Below are 15,761 nucleotides of genomic sequence, written 5' to 3'. Positions count from 1 at the left end.
CCAGCGCAGGGGCCCGGCTGACGCTCGGTCAGGCGGCGCGGTCCGTCCGGTCGGAGTGGTCGGGGGCGGACTGGAGGAGCACCTGTCGGAGTTCGGCGGTGCACATCATGAAGCCGTCCGGGGTCGGCAGGTGTTCCAGGTAGTGGGCGAGGTCGGAGCCCAGCGCGAAGACCCGTACGGGGGTGCCGGCGGCGCGGGCGGATTCGACGACCTGGCGTACGCCGTCCAGGACGGCCGGGTGGCGGGTCTGGTAGGACTCGGCCACCAGGTGGTTGCTGCGGTCGGCGGCGAGGTAGAACTGCACCAGGTCCTTCACACCGACGAACAGCTCACCGGCGCCCGCGGCGCAGATCGCCGGGGTGGCGTGCACCGCGGCCGGGGTCTCGATGAACGCGGAGAGCGCCACCTCGGGCGGCAGTTCCAGGTGGGCCCTGAGCTGGGCGAACTCCTCGGCGTCGTTGAGGAACGGCACCGAGAGGTGGACGCGGCTCGCGTCGTCGCCGAGCCGCTCGCGCAGTGAGGCGAGCATCAGGTGCAGCGCGTCCCGGTACTCGGCCGAACCCAGCAGCCAGCGGGCGCCGTGCAGGCCGAGCTCGGGGTTGGGTTCGACCGCGACCGGGGCCAGTCGGGTGACGCCGGCGGCGTGGTCGGAGCGGAGGTCGAGCAGCCGCAGCACCAGTCGTTGGTCGGGCAGCAGCGCCTCGGCGAAGGTGCACAGCCGGTCCGCGACGGCCCGTCCGTAGGCGGCGATGGCGGCCGGGCCGCCGTCCAGCGCGTCCAGCGGGCGCAGGCCGGCCGCGAGGCAGAGGAACTCCTCCCGGATGAAGAAGGACTCGACCCGCTTCGCGTTCGGCCCGCAGGAGTTGACGGTCTGGATGTCCTGCAGATCGGCGATCACCGCGCAGGCCGAGCCGAGATCCTCCACCGTGGGGCTCCCGGCCGACCGTCCCGAGGCCCCGGCGTCCGGCTCGGACCCGATGACGATCGACTGGCTCTCCAGATGCAGCGTCACCTCGCCGACCAGGTCGGCGAGATCGGCCTGGTCGACCCGGAGCACGGGGATTCCTCTGCCCCGGCAGAGCGACTGCATGTGGCCGGTCAGCCCGCCGGAGCCGCAGACGACCGCGCTCGCCGCCACGATCGCCTCGTACAGAGCGGCTTCCAGGGAAGGGGCGACGAGGATGGATCCCTCGCGTGGAGTTCTCGTGCGATTGCAGGTGCCGCGCAGAACGCTCTGCGTGCCACCGCTCAACAGGAATCCCTGAATCCGTCGCCCGCTCACCTAGTCCTCCAGCTCCTCGGCGTTCGCCAGCCCCAGTTGTCGGCGCAGCTGACGTGGCGTCACGGAGATGTCGGTGAGCCGTTCGACAGCGGCGCGGTTGACGACCGCCCTGATCAGACGGTCGTACTGGGAATCATCCGGTTGGAGGGTCAGAAGTTCGCCCACGGATCGGAGTCGGGTGTCCAATTGAGCATCGATCAGTTCCCGCTCACTTCGAGACCGGGTGGCCAGCCTCTTCGCCTCCAGGAGAACAGCCTCCTCGAAGCCGTCCGGGGTCGCTTCCTCGAACTTGCTGACATGGCCATGGAATTGAGCCATGTTTCGGGCCAAATCGTCTTCCCGGAGTTCCAGCTGCTCGATCGCGCGGGCGGCTACCGCGATCGAGTGGTTCTTGATGGCGGCGAGATTGAAGGTGAAAGCGCCGGTCCGGCCGTTCCGGACGATCTCGTCGCCCTCCCGCAGCACCCCGACCGCGGAGATCGGACCGGCCGGCTCCCCTTCGGAGGTCAACAACGCGCCCTGGCCGTCGACCTCCAGGCCGCGCCCGGTGCGCGCATGGGGGACCGCGATCCCCTTCCGGAGGAGGTTCCGCCAGAGCGACTGGCCGACCCGGCTGTAATCCGACTCCCGGCCGAAGTTGGAGACCACCAGGTCGGCCTCGATGGAGTGCTTCTCCTCCGGGGCTGTGACCGAGACCACCAGCCGACCCGACTCCGCCGGCGCGATCCCCTCCACCTTGCCGACGACCAGCTGCACCGGCCCGTCCGCCTGGTCCATCGCACGCTCGATGACCGACATCGTGTACTCCACCGCGCCGACCCGGAACGCGGCGATCGCGGTACCGAACTCGTCCAGCAGGCACCGCAGTTCCGCCGAGGGAATGCGGTCGAGGGCCTCTGGGAGATGCGGCTCCCAGGCCTTGGCCACCCGCTCCGCCACCACCACCGGGTCGACGTCGGGATGGTCCCGGAGGACCGCCGAGCACGCGGACTCCCACTCGGCCCTGACCCGGCCGAGGAACTCCTCGCGATCACGGTACGGCTCCAGCAGCGAGCTCGGGCAGGGCAGTTGGAACACTCCGTGCTCATGGCCGCCCGGGTACGTCCGGAACATCGTCCCGGTTTTGGAGATCAGGTGGATCCGCCCGGTGTGGCCGCGTCGGAGCAGCAGGCCCGCGGAGTCGTACGCGCTCAGGACGGACCCGACGATGGCGACCGTCGCCTCGGGCGGCAGCGCCACCAGCTTGCGGACACCCGCCGCGGAGTACGGGTTCCGGACGAAGGAGGCGTGGGCGCGCACCCCGGCGGCGAAGGGCGGATCCCGCTGCTCCAGGCCGGTCGCGAGCACGACGTGGTCGGCGAACAGCACCGTCGGCTCCGGTCCCTCCCCGGCGGAGAGGCCGCTCGCGGCGAGCTGGCGCACCGTCACCTCGACCCCGGTGTTGCGTACTTCCAGGTCGACCGCCTCGCCGTCCGCCTCGATCAGCACGACGCCGGGTAAGGCCTCCCGCCTGGCCTCGGCCAGCCGGTCGACCAGGTAGTCCTGGAAGATCCGCCGGGGCGCGGGCCCCTGCTCGACGAACTCCAGCTCGGCCCAGGGCGCCGGCCAGTCCCGCCGGTCGGCCTCGTGGTTGGCCCAGCGGACGAAGTCGTGGACGTCCTCCCGGAACGCCGACATCCGACCCGCCTGGATGTTGAACACGTGATCCCAGGGATTGCCGTCCCGGTGATAGGCGACACCGGCAGACCGGTAGTCGGAACGCCGCTCCAGCAGGACCACTTCGAGCGGCCTGCGGGCGAAGCGGAGCAGCCGGATCGCCGTGGCGGTGCCGGCCAGGCCCGCCCCGACGATGAGCACCCTTGGGCACATGCCTGTTCGACTCATGGTGAAGCCTCCCGTGTGAGGGATGGGAACCCGGGCTCTGCTGTTGGGGGAGTGCGACCCCGAAGGGAAGGGGATGGTCCGGGCACCAGGCTAGGGGAAAGGGTGCCGTCGGCAGGGCGTGTTGTGCAGGGTGATGGTGCGTCAGGTCGAGCTTGTTGGTGACGAGTTGTGTGTCCGGGGACGCCGACGGCCCGCCCCTCGGTGAGGGGCGGGCCGTCGGCGTCGCGGTCAGAACGAGTGGTAGCCGACCAGGTCGACGATGAGCTGGGTGCTCTGCGCGCTGCCGTTGTAGAAGGAGAGCTTCCCGTCGAGGACCTGGACCACCATCTGGTTCGGGACGGTCTGGCCCGCCGTCCAGTTCAGGTTGGAGGCCAACGGGCGGGCCGCGCCGTGCGGGTGGACGGTCAGGTAGCCCGCGGCGCCGGTCTCGGTCACGGTGGTGTTGAGGGTCACCGAGGTGGCTTCGGCCGCCGCGCAGACCGGGAGGTCCAGGGTGCCGGCGGCCGGTACGGCGGCGGCGGGCCGGGGCGGGGCCTGGCAGAGGGTGGGGGTGTCCGCGCGGGTGTCCAGCAGTCGCACCGGCGTCATCGAGTGGTAGACCTGATGGCCCTGGTCGCTGTGGTAGCCGGCCACGTCCGCGACGAACTGGACCGTACCGCTGCTCCCGGCGTAGAACGACACCTTGCCGTCCACCACCGGGACGGTCACCAGGGTGGCGAGGGTCCGGCCCGCGGTCCAGTTGAGGACCGAGGTCCCGGGCCGCGGCCGGCCGTGCGGATAGACCGTCAGGAAGCCGGTGCCGGTGCCGTCGGTCACCGTGACGTTCATGGTCACCGCCGTGATGCCGGCGGCCGGGAGGCCGTTGACGCCCGCCACCTGGAGGTCGACGGTGCCGCCGGGGCCGACCGGCGCCTGGGTCGCGCCCGTACCGGTCCGGGTGTCGAGCGCCCTGGCCGGAGCGGTCGGGGTGAACCCGCTGCCCGAGACGCCGTAGTAGCCCGCCAGGTCGGCGATCAGGTGGACGCCGTAGGGGGTGTGCGGCACGAAGCCGACCGTGCCGTTGGCGGCGACCGGTACGGTGACCTGGTTCGAGACGGTCTCACCTGCCAGCCAGTTGAGGTTCGAGGTGCCGGACCAGCCGTAGAGCGGATACACCGACAGGTAGCCCGAGTCCCAGGTCTGCGGGACCGTGACGTTCAGGACCACCGCGGTCACCCCGGTGGCCGGCACGCCGGCCCGTCCGGTCACCTGCAACTCCAGGTAGCTGTTGACCTGTTCGTTCGCGGGTGCGCCGATGCCCAGGCGAGTGTCCAGCACCCGGGTCGGCCCGAGCGGGGTGAAGGCGGTGCCGACGTTGCGGTACTCCTGCGCACCCCGGTCGCGAATCCCGGTCCCGGTACCGGAGTTGGGCGTCAGCGGATCGTCCTCGAAGCCCGGCTCGTACGGCTCCGGGGCGAGCAGGCCCGGGGCGTTCTCGTCGGCCGAGTCGACCGTCGGCAGCGCGGCGGCGTGCCGGTCGCCCCGCTGCGGGATGTGCGGGTTGGCGAAAGCGTCGTGCACGCCCTGGCCGGTGGCGGCGGTGAAGGCGGCCCGGTCGCTGTACTTGGTGCCCGACCAGGCGTACGCCGCAAGGCCGTTGGCGGTGTCGAGGACGTTGTAGTCGACCTTGCTGCCGGTGACGGAAGGGGCCGACACCCGGACGGCGGCGGGCCGCTCCTCGGCGCAGCTGCCGGGCAGCGTCCCGTACGCCTCGACCGGTGAGATCACGTTGTTCTCGACCACCGCGCCGGGAGAGGCCCCGGCCAGTTCGATGCCGGCCGTGCAGAGCGCCTGGACCGAGTTGGCCACCACGACCGTGCCGGGTGCGTCGGTGACCGAGACGGCCGCCCCCGTACCGGCCTTGATCCGGTTCGTGGACACCACGGTGGCCGAGGCCCCGCCGTCGACCGCGATGCCGGAGCCGATGGTGGAGGTGAGGTCGAGCTTCCCGAGGGTGACCCGCGCCGAGCTGCCGGTGACCCGGACCGCCGCGCTCTGCGCGCCGGTGACCGTGCCCCGCAGGACGGTGATGTCGGAGGAGTTCTCGACGTGCACGCCCTCCTGGCTCGCGAAGAAGTCGATGCCCTTGATCAGGACGTGCTGCGCGCCGGTGACCGAGAGCGCCCGCTCCGTGGTCTTGGTGCCGGTGCCGCCGATGACGGTCTTGTCGTTGTCCGTGACCGACACGCCCTGGCCGAGAAAGCTGATCGGGGCGTCGGCCCGGCCGGACCGGGTGATGTTCACGGCCTCGGGGTAGCGCCCCGGCCCGATGATCACCCGCTGGCCGGGCTGAACGGCCGCGGCCGCTTTGGTGATCGTGCAGTAGGGCTTGGACTGCTCGCCGGTGCCAGTGTCCGAGCAGTACATGCCGGGGCGGTTGTCGACGAAGAGATCGGCCGGAGTACCGGACGCGCTCGCCGCTCCGACGGCGGGCAGGGCGAGTGCGCTCAGCAGCACGGCGGCGCTGAGCGCGGCTGTTCGAGTCTTGATGATGTCCCCCGTGGGGCGAAGAGTGACGAGGTGTCAGGTCGCCCTCCGGCGACGAGGCGGGGGACAGCGTAGGCAAGGGCGGTGGACCTGCCTACCTCGAACCTCTTAGGTGGACGTCGCATCGTGAGGGTGCTACGTCGGGTGCGGCGGGTCGCGGCCGCTCTCTTGAGGCGGCGCCCTATGGTGGAGCAGCGATCTTGGCCGCTGGGAGGAGCCGATGTGCTGGAGCGCGGAGGCTGATCTGGTCACCGGTGCGGTGGTGGCCGGTCTCGGGGTGGCCTGCCTCAGCGGAGTACGCCATCGACGGCAGGTACCGCTGGCGGCGCTGCCCCTGCTGCTCGGTGTGCACCAGCTGGTGGAAGCCGCGGTCTGGCTCGGCGGTGAAGGCCGGATCGACCCCGAGGTGGCCCAAGTCGCCCGGGTGATCTGGGCGTTGATCGCGATGCCGGTCCTGGTGACGCTGGTCCCGTTCGGCGCCTGGTACGCCTCGGGGCGGCCCCGGCGCCTGCTCCCGTTCCTTTTGCTCGGACTCGCCACCGCGGTGCCGCTGGCCGCGGCGGTGCTGGCCGGCCCCGTGACCGCCGAGGCCCACGGGCACACCCTCAGCTACGCGGTCGGCCTCCCGTTCGCGCCGCTGCTGCTGATCGCGTACCTGCTGGCCACGCTCGGCCCGCTGGTCCTCAACCCCGACCCCGCCCTGCGGCGGCTCGGGTGGGTGATGGCCGTCGCCGCGCTGATCTGCGCCGTCCTCTGGCGGACCGCCTTCGCCTCCACCTGGTGCGCGCTCGCGGCCCTGGTGAGTGTTCTGCTGCTGCGCTGGGTGCGGCAGCCGGCGGTGGCGTGAGGGAAGTGGGGGCGGCACCTCCTCGGGCCGGGCGGGTGAGCCGGCTGGTTGGATGGGCGGCATCTGGCCCAACGGGATGGCGGGTGTGTGTCTCGCGATCCATGATCACGACATGAAATCACGGACCGTATTCGGGGCCATCGCCCTGGCGACCGCCGTCCCCCTGTTCCTGGCGGCCCCTGCTCAGGCCGCCGAGGCCCAACCCTCGCAAAGGATCGGCGGCCTCCTGAAGCCTGGCGCCGACGAAGACCTCGCGATCGCAAACGGGGGCCCCGTCGGTCCGGGGCTCGGCAAGAAGTCGTTCGCGGACATCATGGACCTCGACGCAGGGATCCTGGCGATCGCCTCAGGCATCCTCAACATCAACGGAAAGGAGGGCATCATCGCATCGCCCGGGAAGCTCCTCGGCAACCAACCGCCCAAGAGCAGCAAGCTCGTCCCCGCTGCCGAACAGGACGGGGTCAAGTTCCACAACATCGACGTAGTCAGCTTCCTCCCCGGCGTGGTCGACGAGTCCTGGATCCTCGCGTTCGGAGGGAAGGCCACCCACTTCGGGACTGACAAGTAGTCAGGGAGTTCCTGGAGTTCGCGGAGTTCATCGGTCTCTTGGACGACTGGTCTGGGCCGCTCACTGCCCCGGGTGGTAGACCGGCACCCGAGGTCGCACGCTCGTACCTGTCCGCCGTAAGGCGTGACCAGCCGCCCGGCGGACAGGTCATAGCTCGGCTTCACCGCTCTGGAACCCGCACAGATGGCGAGGTGCCGTACGCCTGCGGGGGAGAGGGGACGGGGAAGGGCTTGAGGGGTCCCTCCCTACCCCTGGGCGGCTGTTCAGCAACGCAGCGAGCATGACCATGCAGCTGAACGAGCATGGGTATGCGACGGCGGTCGCGGGTCAGGCCAGCTCGCCAGGGAGGCGGTCCACCGGCCGTGCCCGGGTGGGTCGTTGGAGTGGGTGTCCAGGTGCTCCCGGCCCTCTGCGGTCCCGACGCCCAGCTCCTGCCACATGCGGCGCCGCTGTCCGGAGTGTCGAAGTCGGCTGCCGGGCGCATCGTCGACCGCAAGGCCCCGGCGATGGCGCCGCAGCAGCGAACCGGTGGTGGCGACCAGCGCGGCGGCGGCCAGGTTCGCGGGCAGGTCGGTGATCAGTGCCACAAGGGCCCGGTGTTGCCGCAGTTAGCACCAGAGCAATCGCCGGATGCCGCGGTCAAGATCAGCCCGAAGACGATGAGAGCCAGGACGATCCAAGCTACATGGGCGAAGTCATTGCCAGATGGGATTTTCCGACCGCTGCTCTGCGGGACCTCCTTGTGGCTCTCGGGCTCGCCACTGGGTCCGTCGTGTCCCTCTGCCGCCATCGTGTCATCCCCCCGTCGCGGTGCGTCCTCTCATGGCACGACGTCAGATCTCGTCCGTCAAGGCCTGCGGCGGGTTGCTGTCGAGAAGAGCCGCACCGGCTTGGCGGATCGTCGCGGACGGGGAGGGAGTGGACGCTGCGCTCTGGCCGGCTCAAGGCCGACGGCGTTAGGCGGACACCAAACGGCCCGCCCCGGAACGGGACGGGCCTGGTATCAGCCTGACGGCCGGAAAATCTGCACGGGTAGAGGGAATCGAACCCCCGGCTCACCGCTTTGGAGGCGGCTGCTCTCTACCGGACTGAGCTATACCCGCACGAGCCACCCGGCCGGACTTGAACCGGCGACATCCGTCATCTGCCGGTGCTCTGCTGGTCTGAGCTACGGGTGGTCGTTGGTCCTGATTCTGTGGCACGGCCTGCGCAAGGGCCACAGGTTTTCGGGCCCCGTGCCGTTGTGAGCCCTACCGGCTGTCAGGTGGCCTTCACGGCACGGGCCCTGTGCACCGCCGTCATTTTCAGCGCAGCGGCCCGAACCCGTCCGGGAGCTGTTGGTGATACTCGTGCTGGCGCTCGGGCTGCTGGTGGGCAGGCTGGTGCTTCGGCGCTGCGGTGGTACTCGGTACCGTCCTCGGAGCGCTGTGTGCCGCTGCCGATGATCCGGAGCGGGTGAGCTGACGTCCGATCAGGCGACGGTCGAGTGACCGTGGATCATCGACATGAGCAGCCCGTGGGTCTCGGCGTCGGCGGCCACCACGAGTCCGCGGCCGGCCGGTCCGACCGGGGCGCTGTCGATGCCGGTTACCACGCAGCCGGCGGCCCGGCAGAGTGCGATCCCGGCGGCGAAGTGGACGCTCGAGGAGAGGTCGCCGCCGTCGGTGACGTACGCGGCGCGCTTGCCGGCCGCGACCCAGGCCAGGGCCAGCGTGGTGGACACGACCCGCGGCCGGAAGTGTTCGACGAACCCGGGGTGCCCCATCAGTTCCACGGCCCGGAAGCCGGGTGCACTCGGGAACGGGGGATCGAGGTTGACGTCCACCAGCCGGGTGGCGGAGGTCGGCGCCAGCGGCGTGTCGGTACCGTCCTGCCGCACCCAGGCGGTCACGCCGTCCGTGAAGAAGACCTCGCCGCTGAACGGGTCGGCCACCGCTGCCGCGCCGTCGCACAGCGACACGTTGACGGCCACCAGCATGTTGCCGACGGCGTAGTTCAGCGTGCCGCACAGGGGATCCACCAGCCACTGGCGCACCGCCCCGGTGACACCCTGCTGCCCGCCCTCCTCGCCGAGCACCGCGTCCTCGGGACGTGCGGCGCGGATGACGCCGAGGATCGTCCGCTCGGCCTCGACGTCGGCGGCGGTGGCGAAGTCCCCGGCACCCTTGTCGAAGCGGCGGAGGCGTTGGCCGTACATGCCGCGCACCACGTCCGCGCCGGCCTGTGCGGCGGCTATCGCGACTCCGGCGTCGTCAAGACCTGTGTATGACTCGATCATGTCCTGCAGGGTACCGACCGTCAGGGCCTCGCAGGCCCGGATCTGACGCTGTCACAGGTGTGTGTGATCATCGCCAGCATGACTGACGTGCACGCCTCCGACTACATCTGGTTCCGCGAGGAGTTTCCCGGCCTGGTCGAGTCCTACTGCCTGACCTTGGTCGAGGGAGTCTCCGCTGAGGGGCTGCTGCGTCGCCTGGGTGCGGTGCAGGGCCGGCCGGTCACCGGAGTCGACGACGCGCTGCTGGCCTTCGACGAGTTCGACGACCGTGCGGACGGCGCCGACCCGGCGCTCGCTGAGCTCGACGAGGACCTGGTGGCCGTCGGCGTCACCGAGCTGGACGGCTGGGCCGTCGTCGTCGAGCAGTACGGCAACCTCGGCATCACCCGGGAGGTGATGGCCGCGCTGAGCGAGGGCACCCGGCTGGTCGCGCACTACCGCAACATCAACGCGGTGGACCACTTCTACTGGCAGGAGGGCGGCCGCACCCGACTGCACTTCGAGCCGCTGTTCGCCGCTCACCGGGACGGTCCGGATGCCGCCGACCCCGAGGTCGCGACGTTGCTGGCGGCCTGCGGGTTCGACCTGCGGGAGAGCGACGACCGGGACTACCGCCTGCACATCCCTGCGGCGTTCGCCCTCGGCGAGCGGCTGACGGGCGTCCGGCTCACGGCGGAGGTGCTGCGCACGGCGACGTTCGTGATCGGCTACGCACCCCAGCCGTAGGCGAGCGATGAGACATCTCGTCGTATTGGCTGGGGAGTTGGGCCGTACGGGTGGTCCGGCCGTGCGGGTCGACTGCTGACGTATGCGAACCACTAGCTTGACTTCCAGTCAGGCCGAGTGGTCGGCCTCGGCTCAGGAGGAGTGCCATGCGCAGAATTCCCGTTGTCGCAGCAGCTGTTGTGTCGGCCTTCGTGCTCACCGTGGCGGGATCCACAGCCACGGCCGCGGTGCCGCGAATCGCTCAGCGCTACCTGAATCTGCATCAGTGTGTGTACGTCGGCGGTGGCCAGCACTACACGAACGTGCTGCCGAACACGGCCGACAGCAGCACCAACACCGGTACCAGGGTGGCCGATTCGGCGGACACCGTGCTCTCGTGCGGGCCGGGCGGCGGAGGGTGGTCGTTGGCTCCGGCGAACTCGGCGGTGAAGCCCTTCGACCTGACGGCGGGTCGGTACCTGAATCTGCACCAGTGCGTCTACGTTGCAGGTGGTCAGCACTACACCGCAGTGCTGCCGAACACCCCGAACCTCAACTTCAACACCGGCAGCAACGTCTCGAACACGGCGGACACGGTACTGAAATGTTCTCCGGGCGACGTCAGTTGGCGGCTGAACCTGGCCAACTCGGGGGTGAAGTCCTTCGACCTGGCGGGCAGCCGGTTCCTCAACCTGCACCAGTGCGTGTGGACGACGCAGGGCCAGTACTACATGGGCGTGCTGCCGAACACCCCGAACCTCAACTTCAACACCGGTACGAACGCGGGGAATTCCGCCGACCGTGCGCTGAAGTGCATGCCAGGGCATGGTTGGGCGATCGACGACGTCAGGTCCGCGTTCCGGCCGTTGGGCAGCTGAGGCGAGCGGGTACCAGGGCCGACCGTCCGCGGTCGGCCCTGGCGTCGAAGGCGACCCCTAACGGGCTCAGAGCGCGGCCGTCACGAGGATCTCGACCAGCACCTCGGGGCGGTACAGCGGAGCCTGCACGGTCGCCCGCGCGGGAGCGGCGTCGGCGGGCACCCAGGCGTCCCATGCCAGGTTCATGGCGTCGAAGTCCTTGATGTCCGCGAGGAAGATCTCCGCGCGGAGCACCTTGCTCTTGTCGCTGCCGGCCTCGGCCAGCAGCCGGTCGATGCCGGCCAGCACCGCCTTCGTCTGCCCCTCGACGTTCAGGGCGATGTCGTCGGCCACCTGGCCGGCCAGGTACACCGTGCCGTTGTGCACCACGGCTTCGCTCATGCGCTTGCCCGCGCCGAACCGCTGGATCATGGGCTGACCTCCGTAGATCGTTCAGAAGCGCCGATGGTACCGGCGCCACCGCACCGCCGTCGGCGCCGTCCAGATGGGGGACCGGACCCTGCGGCTGAGGGGTGATGGTGTGGTGCCCGGCCGCCCGATCCCGGCCCTGGCAGGATGGCGGCATGGAACGTGTGCTTGGCATCGGTGGATATTTCCTGCGGGCCGCAGACCCGGCGGCCCTGAGCGCGTGGTACCGCGACTGCCTGGGTCTGGACGCCGACGAGTACGGCCTCTGGCGCCAGGAAGCCGGGCGGACGGTGTTCGCGACCTTCGAGTCCGAGACCGACTACTTCGGGTCCCGCGCCCAGCAGACCATGCTCAACTTCCGGGTCCGCGACCTGGCGGCGATGCTCGCGCAACTGCGCGCCAAGGGCGCGGACGTGGCCGAGGAGACCCAGGACATGGAGGGCGTCGGCCGATTCGGCTGGGTCACCGATCCCGAGGGCAACCGGGTCGAGCTGTGGCAGCCCGTCTGACCGCAGCGCGAGTGGACGTTCGAAGTGACGGGGCCGAAGGGGCTGGGGGCGGCGTGGAGATCGGCAGTGTGATCGGTGGCCGGTATCGGATCGATGCCGAGCGGGTGCCGGGGATCTGGATCGCGGAGGACACCGTGTCGGGGCGGCCGGTGGCGGTGAAGACGCCGACCGGTGTCCCGGGGCCGGCCGCTCGGTTGCGGCATCCGGGGATCGTCGAGGTGCACGAGGTGGGGGAGCACGACGGGACGCCGTTCCTGGTCATGGAGTTCCTGGACGGATACACCCTGGGCGACCACCTGCTGGACGGCTGGTACCCGGCGGCCACGGTGGCCGACTTCGGTGCGCAGCTGGCGGAGGCGCTGGCGTTCGCGCACCGGGCGGGGACGGCGCACGGCGGGATCGAGCCGGACCGGCTGCTGCTCACCGGGGACGGCACGGTGAAGATCCTCGGCTTCGGGACGGTCCATCCGGCACCGGTGTCGGATCTGCGGGCGCTGGGGAGCACCCTGCACGAGCTGCTCGGCTCCCCGCCGCTGCCCGGTTCGCTGGGGGAACTCGGTGAACTGGTGCTGGAGTTGCTGGACGAGCCGCCCGGGCTGAGCGTGGAGCGGACCGAGGCGGTGGCTGCTCGGCTGCGTCGGCTGGCGGGGGCGCCGGTGGCCGAGGAGGAGCCGGCTGCTCCGCCTCAACGGACGGTGGCGGAACGGCAGTTCTGGATCTACGGGCAGCCGGGTCGGCGTCCGCTGGGGTGGGTCCTGTGCGCGGTGATCTGCGCCGGGCTGGTGGCGGTGGTGGGGTACGCGGTCGGGGTGACCGTCTGACTGCGGCTGTGCCGGGCATTCGGCCCTTCGGGTGGTGCTGGGGCGCGGCTCCGTGTCTCGCGCCGGTTGCCGTCTCATAGTCGGATGTACCGACCACGAGACGAGCTGACGATGCGCCTTCCCCGCCGAACGGCCGTGCTGCCGACCGCCGCCCTGCTGGTCGCCGCGGCGGCCTGCTCCGCGCCCGTCCCGCAGCCGTCCGCCGCGCCGGTGGCCGCAGCGAGCCTGCAGCCGAGCCCGGTCCCCAGCCCGAGCCCCACCGGACCGCGGCCGTTCACGCTGGTCGCCTCCGGGGACGTCCTGCCGCACACCGAGATCATCCGGCAGGCCCAGGCGGACGCCGGCGGCACCGGGTACGACTTCGGGAAGATGCTGGCCGGGATCAAGCCGGTGGTCGCCGATGCCGATCTGGCGATCTGTCACATGGAGACCGTCTACGGCGCCGAAGGCGGCCCGTTCACCGGCTACCCCACCTTCAAGTCACCGCCCGAGGTGGCCCGGGCCCTCCGGGACACCGGCTACGACTCCTGCTCGACCGCCTCCAACCACACCCTCGACGCGGGCTCCGCCGGCATCGGCCGCACCCTCGCTGCGATGGACGCGGTCGGCCTCCAGCACACCGGTTCGGCCCGCACCGAGGCCGAGGCCGCCCGCCCCGCCCTGCTGACGGCCGGCGGCGCGGCGGTCGCCCAGCTCGCGTACAGCTACGACACCAACGGCATCCCGCTGCCCGCGGGCCAGCCCTGGGCGGTCAACCTGATCGACCGCGACCGGATCCTGGCCGACGCCCGCGCCGCCCGCCGGGCCGGCGCCGACATCGTGGTGGTCAGCGTGCACTGGGGCACCGAATGGCAGGACGAGCCGAACGAGCAGCAGCTCACCCTGGCCAAGGAGTTGACCGCGGCACAGACCGGCGGCCGCCGCGACATCGACCTGATCCTCGGCACCCACGCTCACATCCCGCAGGCCTACGAACAGGTGAACGGCACCTGGGTGGTCTACGGCATGGGCGACCAGATCGCCGGCGACATGTACAACCACTCCGGCGCCCTCGACCCCCGCGGCAACCAGAGCTCGATCGCCCGCTTCGCCTTCACCCCGCCGAGCGGACCGAACCAGCCCTGGACCGTCAGCAAGGCGGAGTTCATCCCCCAACTGATGGACCTGGGCACCCCCTACCGGGTGCTCAACCTGAACGAAGCACTCCGCCGCAACCCCGGCAACGCCGCCTGGGCCAAGGCCCTGGAGCACATCCGCGCCGTCGTGCTCAGCCGCTCCGGTGCCGCCGCCGGGCTCACCATGGGCTCCTGACCGACCCGGCCAGGGGCCGGTCGTGCTCCCAGGGCCAGCCGGTTTCGATGCCCGCTTCCAGGAGGGGGATCAGTCGGAAGGCGGCGTCGGTGAGGCCGCCGAAGGCGTGGCGGTTGGCGCTGCCGGTGGTGGTGGCGCCTGCTCGGTAGCCGGCCATGTTCCACATGTAGACGGGGACGGTGGCCGGGATCAGGTCGTCGATGAGGGTTTCGGGCATGCCGCCCCAGTGGCCGTGGCAGTTGGAGGGGAGCCAGCCCGCTCGGGTCTGTTCGTCCGTCACGATGACCACCCGGTGGTGTCCGGCGTAGTGCTGCTTCACGGCTGACGGGATGTCGGTGCCGTCGATCTGGCCGAACGCCTCGATCAGGCGCAGCACGCTGCCGCCCCGGGGTACGGCGACGACCTCGCTGCGCATGCCGAACTGGACCAGCGTCGGCGACTCGGCCCGCTGCGCGAGCGCGGCGCCGAAGACGGCGGCCTGCTCGGCGAGCGGGATGTCCGAGCTGTTGCGGGTGGAGTAGCCGTAGCCGGGGAACATCGACGGTGAGCGGTCGACCAGGATCAGCGTCCGGCCGGGCAGCGCGGGCACGTTGCCGAGCGACAGCGCGAGCGCCCGCTCCAGGGCCTGGCCCCAGCGCAGCGACGGTACGTGCTTGTACGCCGCCCAGTAGCGGAACGGGAACTGGCGCGAGCGCGCCACCTCGCCCCGGTCGCTGATCCGTCGTGCCACCTCGGCGGCGACCTCGTCGCTGACGCCCGCCTGGTCGAAGTTGCGCAGGTTGCGCACCAGCGCCATTGGGCCCATCGACGGGATGACGGCCTCCCAGACGGCCGCGTCCAACGGCCCTTGCAGCCAGCCCGCCAGCGCCTCCCAGGTCATTCCGGCCGCCGCCAGCCGCTCCGCGCCACCTGGGCCGGTCACCAGGGCCCGCCGCTCGGCCACCGGAGTGGCCAGCAGCGCGTGGTGAGCGGTGAGCAGCCGGTCGGAGGCGGGCGGGACGGCGGCTTCCGGGTGGTGCCGCCGGTCCAGCGCGTACGCGAACAGCTCGCCCTGCCACGGCTTGGCCGGGTCGGGCGAGGGGTGGGTCAACTCCAGGACGTCGCCGAAGCGGTAGCCCTTGGAGGCGGTGTCGTACTTGAGCAGTGCCCGGCCGTTGTAGAGCCGCCGGACGGCGTCCGCGACGCCGCGCTTCACCGGCTTGGGCAGGGCCCGGCCGTACTTGGAGGTCCAGTATGCGAGCAACTCGCCTGGCTCGTCCGGGCGTTGCAGGACGGCGTCGACCACCTGGCGGGAGAGGCCGGGCAGTTGGGCGTCGAGCCGGGCCCGGGTGAACTCGGCGGCGCCGACCAGCGCGGCGGTGCGCAGCTGCGCACCGTACCGCAGCCAGCGGAGCAGGCCGAGGGTCCACTCCGGGTCCTGGACGGCGAGTTGGCGGACCAGCGCGGTGTAGCGGTCGTCGCGGTCGCCGCCGTTCTCGTAGAAGGTGTCCTGGCCGACAGTGTTGGCGACCGCGAGCAGGAAGAGTTCGGACTTCTCGTCGCGGAGGAACCCGGTGCCGCCCTGGTGGTTGACGGTGCGCTGCCCGGTGGTGGACACGGGCGAGGCGGCGGCCGGCCGGGCCTTGCGGACGTTGAATCGCGACATGGTGAAGCCCCCTGCGACGGACTGACGGAGAAGAAGCAGGAGGCACGGCAGAGCGGGGGTGCCCGAGATCGGATGGGCGACGGTAGGTGAGACGTCCGC

At 71.0% G+C, this 15,761-nt stretch carries 13 protein-coding genes and 2 tRNA genes; 7 read left to right on the top strand and 8 right to left on the bottom strand.

From position 1 onward, the window contains the following. Window positions 1-28: 28 nt before the first annotated feature. The 3 genes from F4556_RS00325 to F4556_RS00315 all read right to left on the bottom strand — a co-directional run bounded on the left by F4556_RS00325 (window position 29) and on the right by F4556_RS00315 (window position 5,662). Window positions 29-1,282 carry a putative PEP-binding protein gene (locus F4556_RS00325; RefSeq protein WP_184910553.1) on the bottom strand — a complete coding sequence of 418 codons (1,254 nt, stop codon included), beginning with the start codon at window positions 1,280-1,282 and terminating at the stop codon, window positions 29-31. Next, window positions 1,283-3,166, bottom strand: a complete 1,884-nt coding sequence (locus tag F4556_RS00320; protein ID WP_184910551.1) for an FAD/NAD(P)-binding protein — start codon at window positions 3,164-3,166, stop codon at window positions 1,283-1,285. It abuts the gene before it with no gap. A 228-nt stretch (window positions 3,167-3,394) separates the two neighbouring features. Continuing rightward, window positions 3,395-5,662, bottom strand: coding sequence for a right-handed parallel beta-helix repeat-containing protein (locus F4556_RS00315; protein WP_184910549.1), 2,268 nt, complete (start codon window positions 5,660-5,662; stop codon window positions 3,395-3,397). A gap of 250 nt (window positions 5,663-5,912) precedes the next feature. Between F4556_RS00315 and F4556_RS00310 the strand changes: the two genes are divergently transcribed. Both F4556_RS00310 and F4556_RS00305 read left to right on the top strand, forming a co-directional pair. After that, window positions 5,913-6,539 carry a DUF6629 family protein gene (locus F4556_RS00310; RefSeq protein ID WP_184910547.1) on the top strand — a complete coding sequence of 209 codons (627 nt, stop codon included), beginning with the start codon at window positions 5,913-5,915 and terminating at the stop codon, window positions 6,537-6,539. 112 nt (window positions 6,540-6,651) lie between these two features. Next, on the top strand, window positions 6,652-7,107 hold the full coding sequence (locus F4556_RS00305) for a hypothetical protein (protein WP_184910545.1): 456 nt from the start codon (window positions 6,652-6,654) through the stop codon (window positions 7,105-7,107). A 1,027-nt stretch (window positions 7,108-8,134) separates the two neighbouring features. Here the strand turns inward: F4556_RS00305 and F4556_RS00300 are convergent. From F4556_RS00300 to F4556_RS00290, 3 genes are all read right to left on the bottom strand, one after another. After that, window positions 8,135-8,210: transfer RNA gene (locus tag F4556_RS00300), tRNA-Trp, on the bottom strand. A 4-nt stretch (window positions 8,211-8,214) separates the two neighbouring features. Further along, window positions 8,215-8,285, bottom strand: a tRNA-Ser gene (locus tag F4556_RS00295). A 293-nt stretch (window positions 8,286-8,578) separates the two neighbouring features. Next, complete coding sequence (locus tag F4556_RS00290; RefSeq protein WP_184910543.1) at window positions 8,579-9,385, bottom strand: inositol monophosphatase family protein; 807 nt, start codon at window positions 9,383-9,385, stop codon at window positions 8,579-8,581. A gap of 78 nt (window positions 9,386-9,463) precedes the next feature. Here F4556_RS00290 and F4556_RS00285 point away from each other — a divergent pair, with 78 nt between their 5' ends. Then, on the top strand, window positions 9,464-10,111 hold the full coding sequence (locus tag F4556_RS00285; protein ID WP_184910541.1) for a DUF6461 domain-containing protein: 648 nt from the start codon (window positions 9,464-9,466) through the stop codon (window positions 10,109-10,111). A gap of 146 nt (window positions 10,112-10,257) precedes the next feature. After that, the gene (locus F4556_RS00280) at window positions 10,258-10,968 is read left to right on the top strand and encodes a hypothetical protein (protein ID WP_184910539.1); all 711 of its coding nucleotides are present in this window, start codon (window positions 10,258-10,260) and stop codon (window positions 10,966-10,968) included. Window positions 10,969-11,034: 66 nt separating this feature from the next. On the opposite strand, the gene F4556_RS00275 is transcribed toward F4556_RS00280, so the two are convergent. Next, complete coding sequence (locus F4556_RS00275; RefSeq protein WP_184910537.1) at window positions 11,035-11,379, bottom strand: RidA family protein; 345 nt, start codon at window positions 11,377-11,379, stop codon at window positions 11,035-11,037. A gap of 152 nt (window positions 11,380-11,531) precedes the next feature. Here F4556_RS00275 and F4556_RS00270 point away from each other — a divergent pair, with 152 nt between their 5' ends. From F4556_RS00270 to F4556_RS00260, 3 genes are all read left to right on the top strand, one after another. Next, window positions 11,532-11,885, top strand: coding sequence for a VOC family protein (locus tag F4556_RS00270; protein ID WP_184910534.1), 354 nt, complete (start codon window positions 11,532-11,534; stop codon window positions 11,883-11,885). 53 nt (window positions 11,886-11,938) lie between these two features. Beyond that, on the top strand, window positions 11,939-12,706 hold the full coding sequence (locus F4556_RS00265) for a protein kinase domain-containing protein (RefSeq protein ID WP_184910532.1): 768 nt from the start codon (window positions 11,939-11,941) through the stop codon (window positions 12,704-12,706). A gap of 84 nt (window positions 12,707-12,790) precedes the next feature. Beyond that, complete coding sequence (locus F4556_RS00260; RefSeq protein WP_246510935.1) at window positions 12,791-14,017, top strand: CapA family protein; 1,227 nt, start codon at window positions 12,791-12,793, stop codon at window positions 14,015-14,017. Here F4556_RS00260 and F4556_RS00255 read toward each other — a convergent pair. Continuing rightward, on the bottom strand, window positions 14,001-15,662 hold the full coding sequence (locus F4556_RS00255) for a TROVE domain-containing protein (RefSeq protein ID WP_184910530.1): 1,662 nt from the start codon (window positions 15,660-15,662) through the stop codon (window positions 14,001-14,003). The genes F4556_RS00260 and F4556_RS00255 overlap by 17 nt on opposite strands. Window positions 15,663-15,761 lie beyond the last annotated feature (99 nt).

Source organism: Kitasatospora gansuensis (assembly GCF_014203705.1).
In the GTDB taxonomy this organism is placed as follows: Bacteria; Actinomycetota; Actinomycetes; order Streptomycetales; family Streptomycetaceae; genus Kitasatospora; species Kitasatospora gansuensis.
The sequence above is the reverse complement of the archived record's forward strand: the minus strand, read 5'-3'. Positions and strand labels throughout refer to the sequence as shown.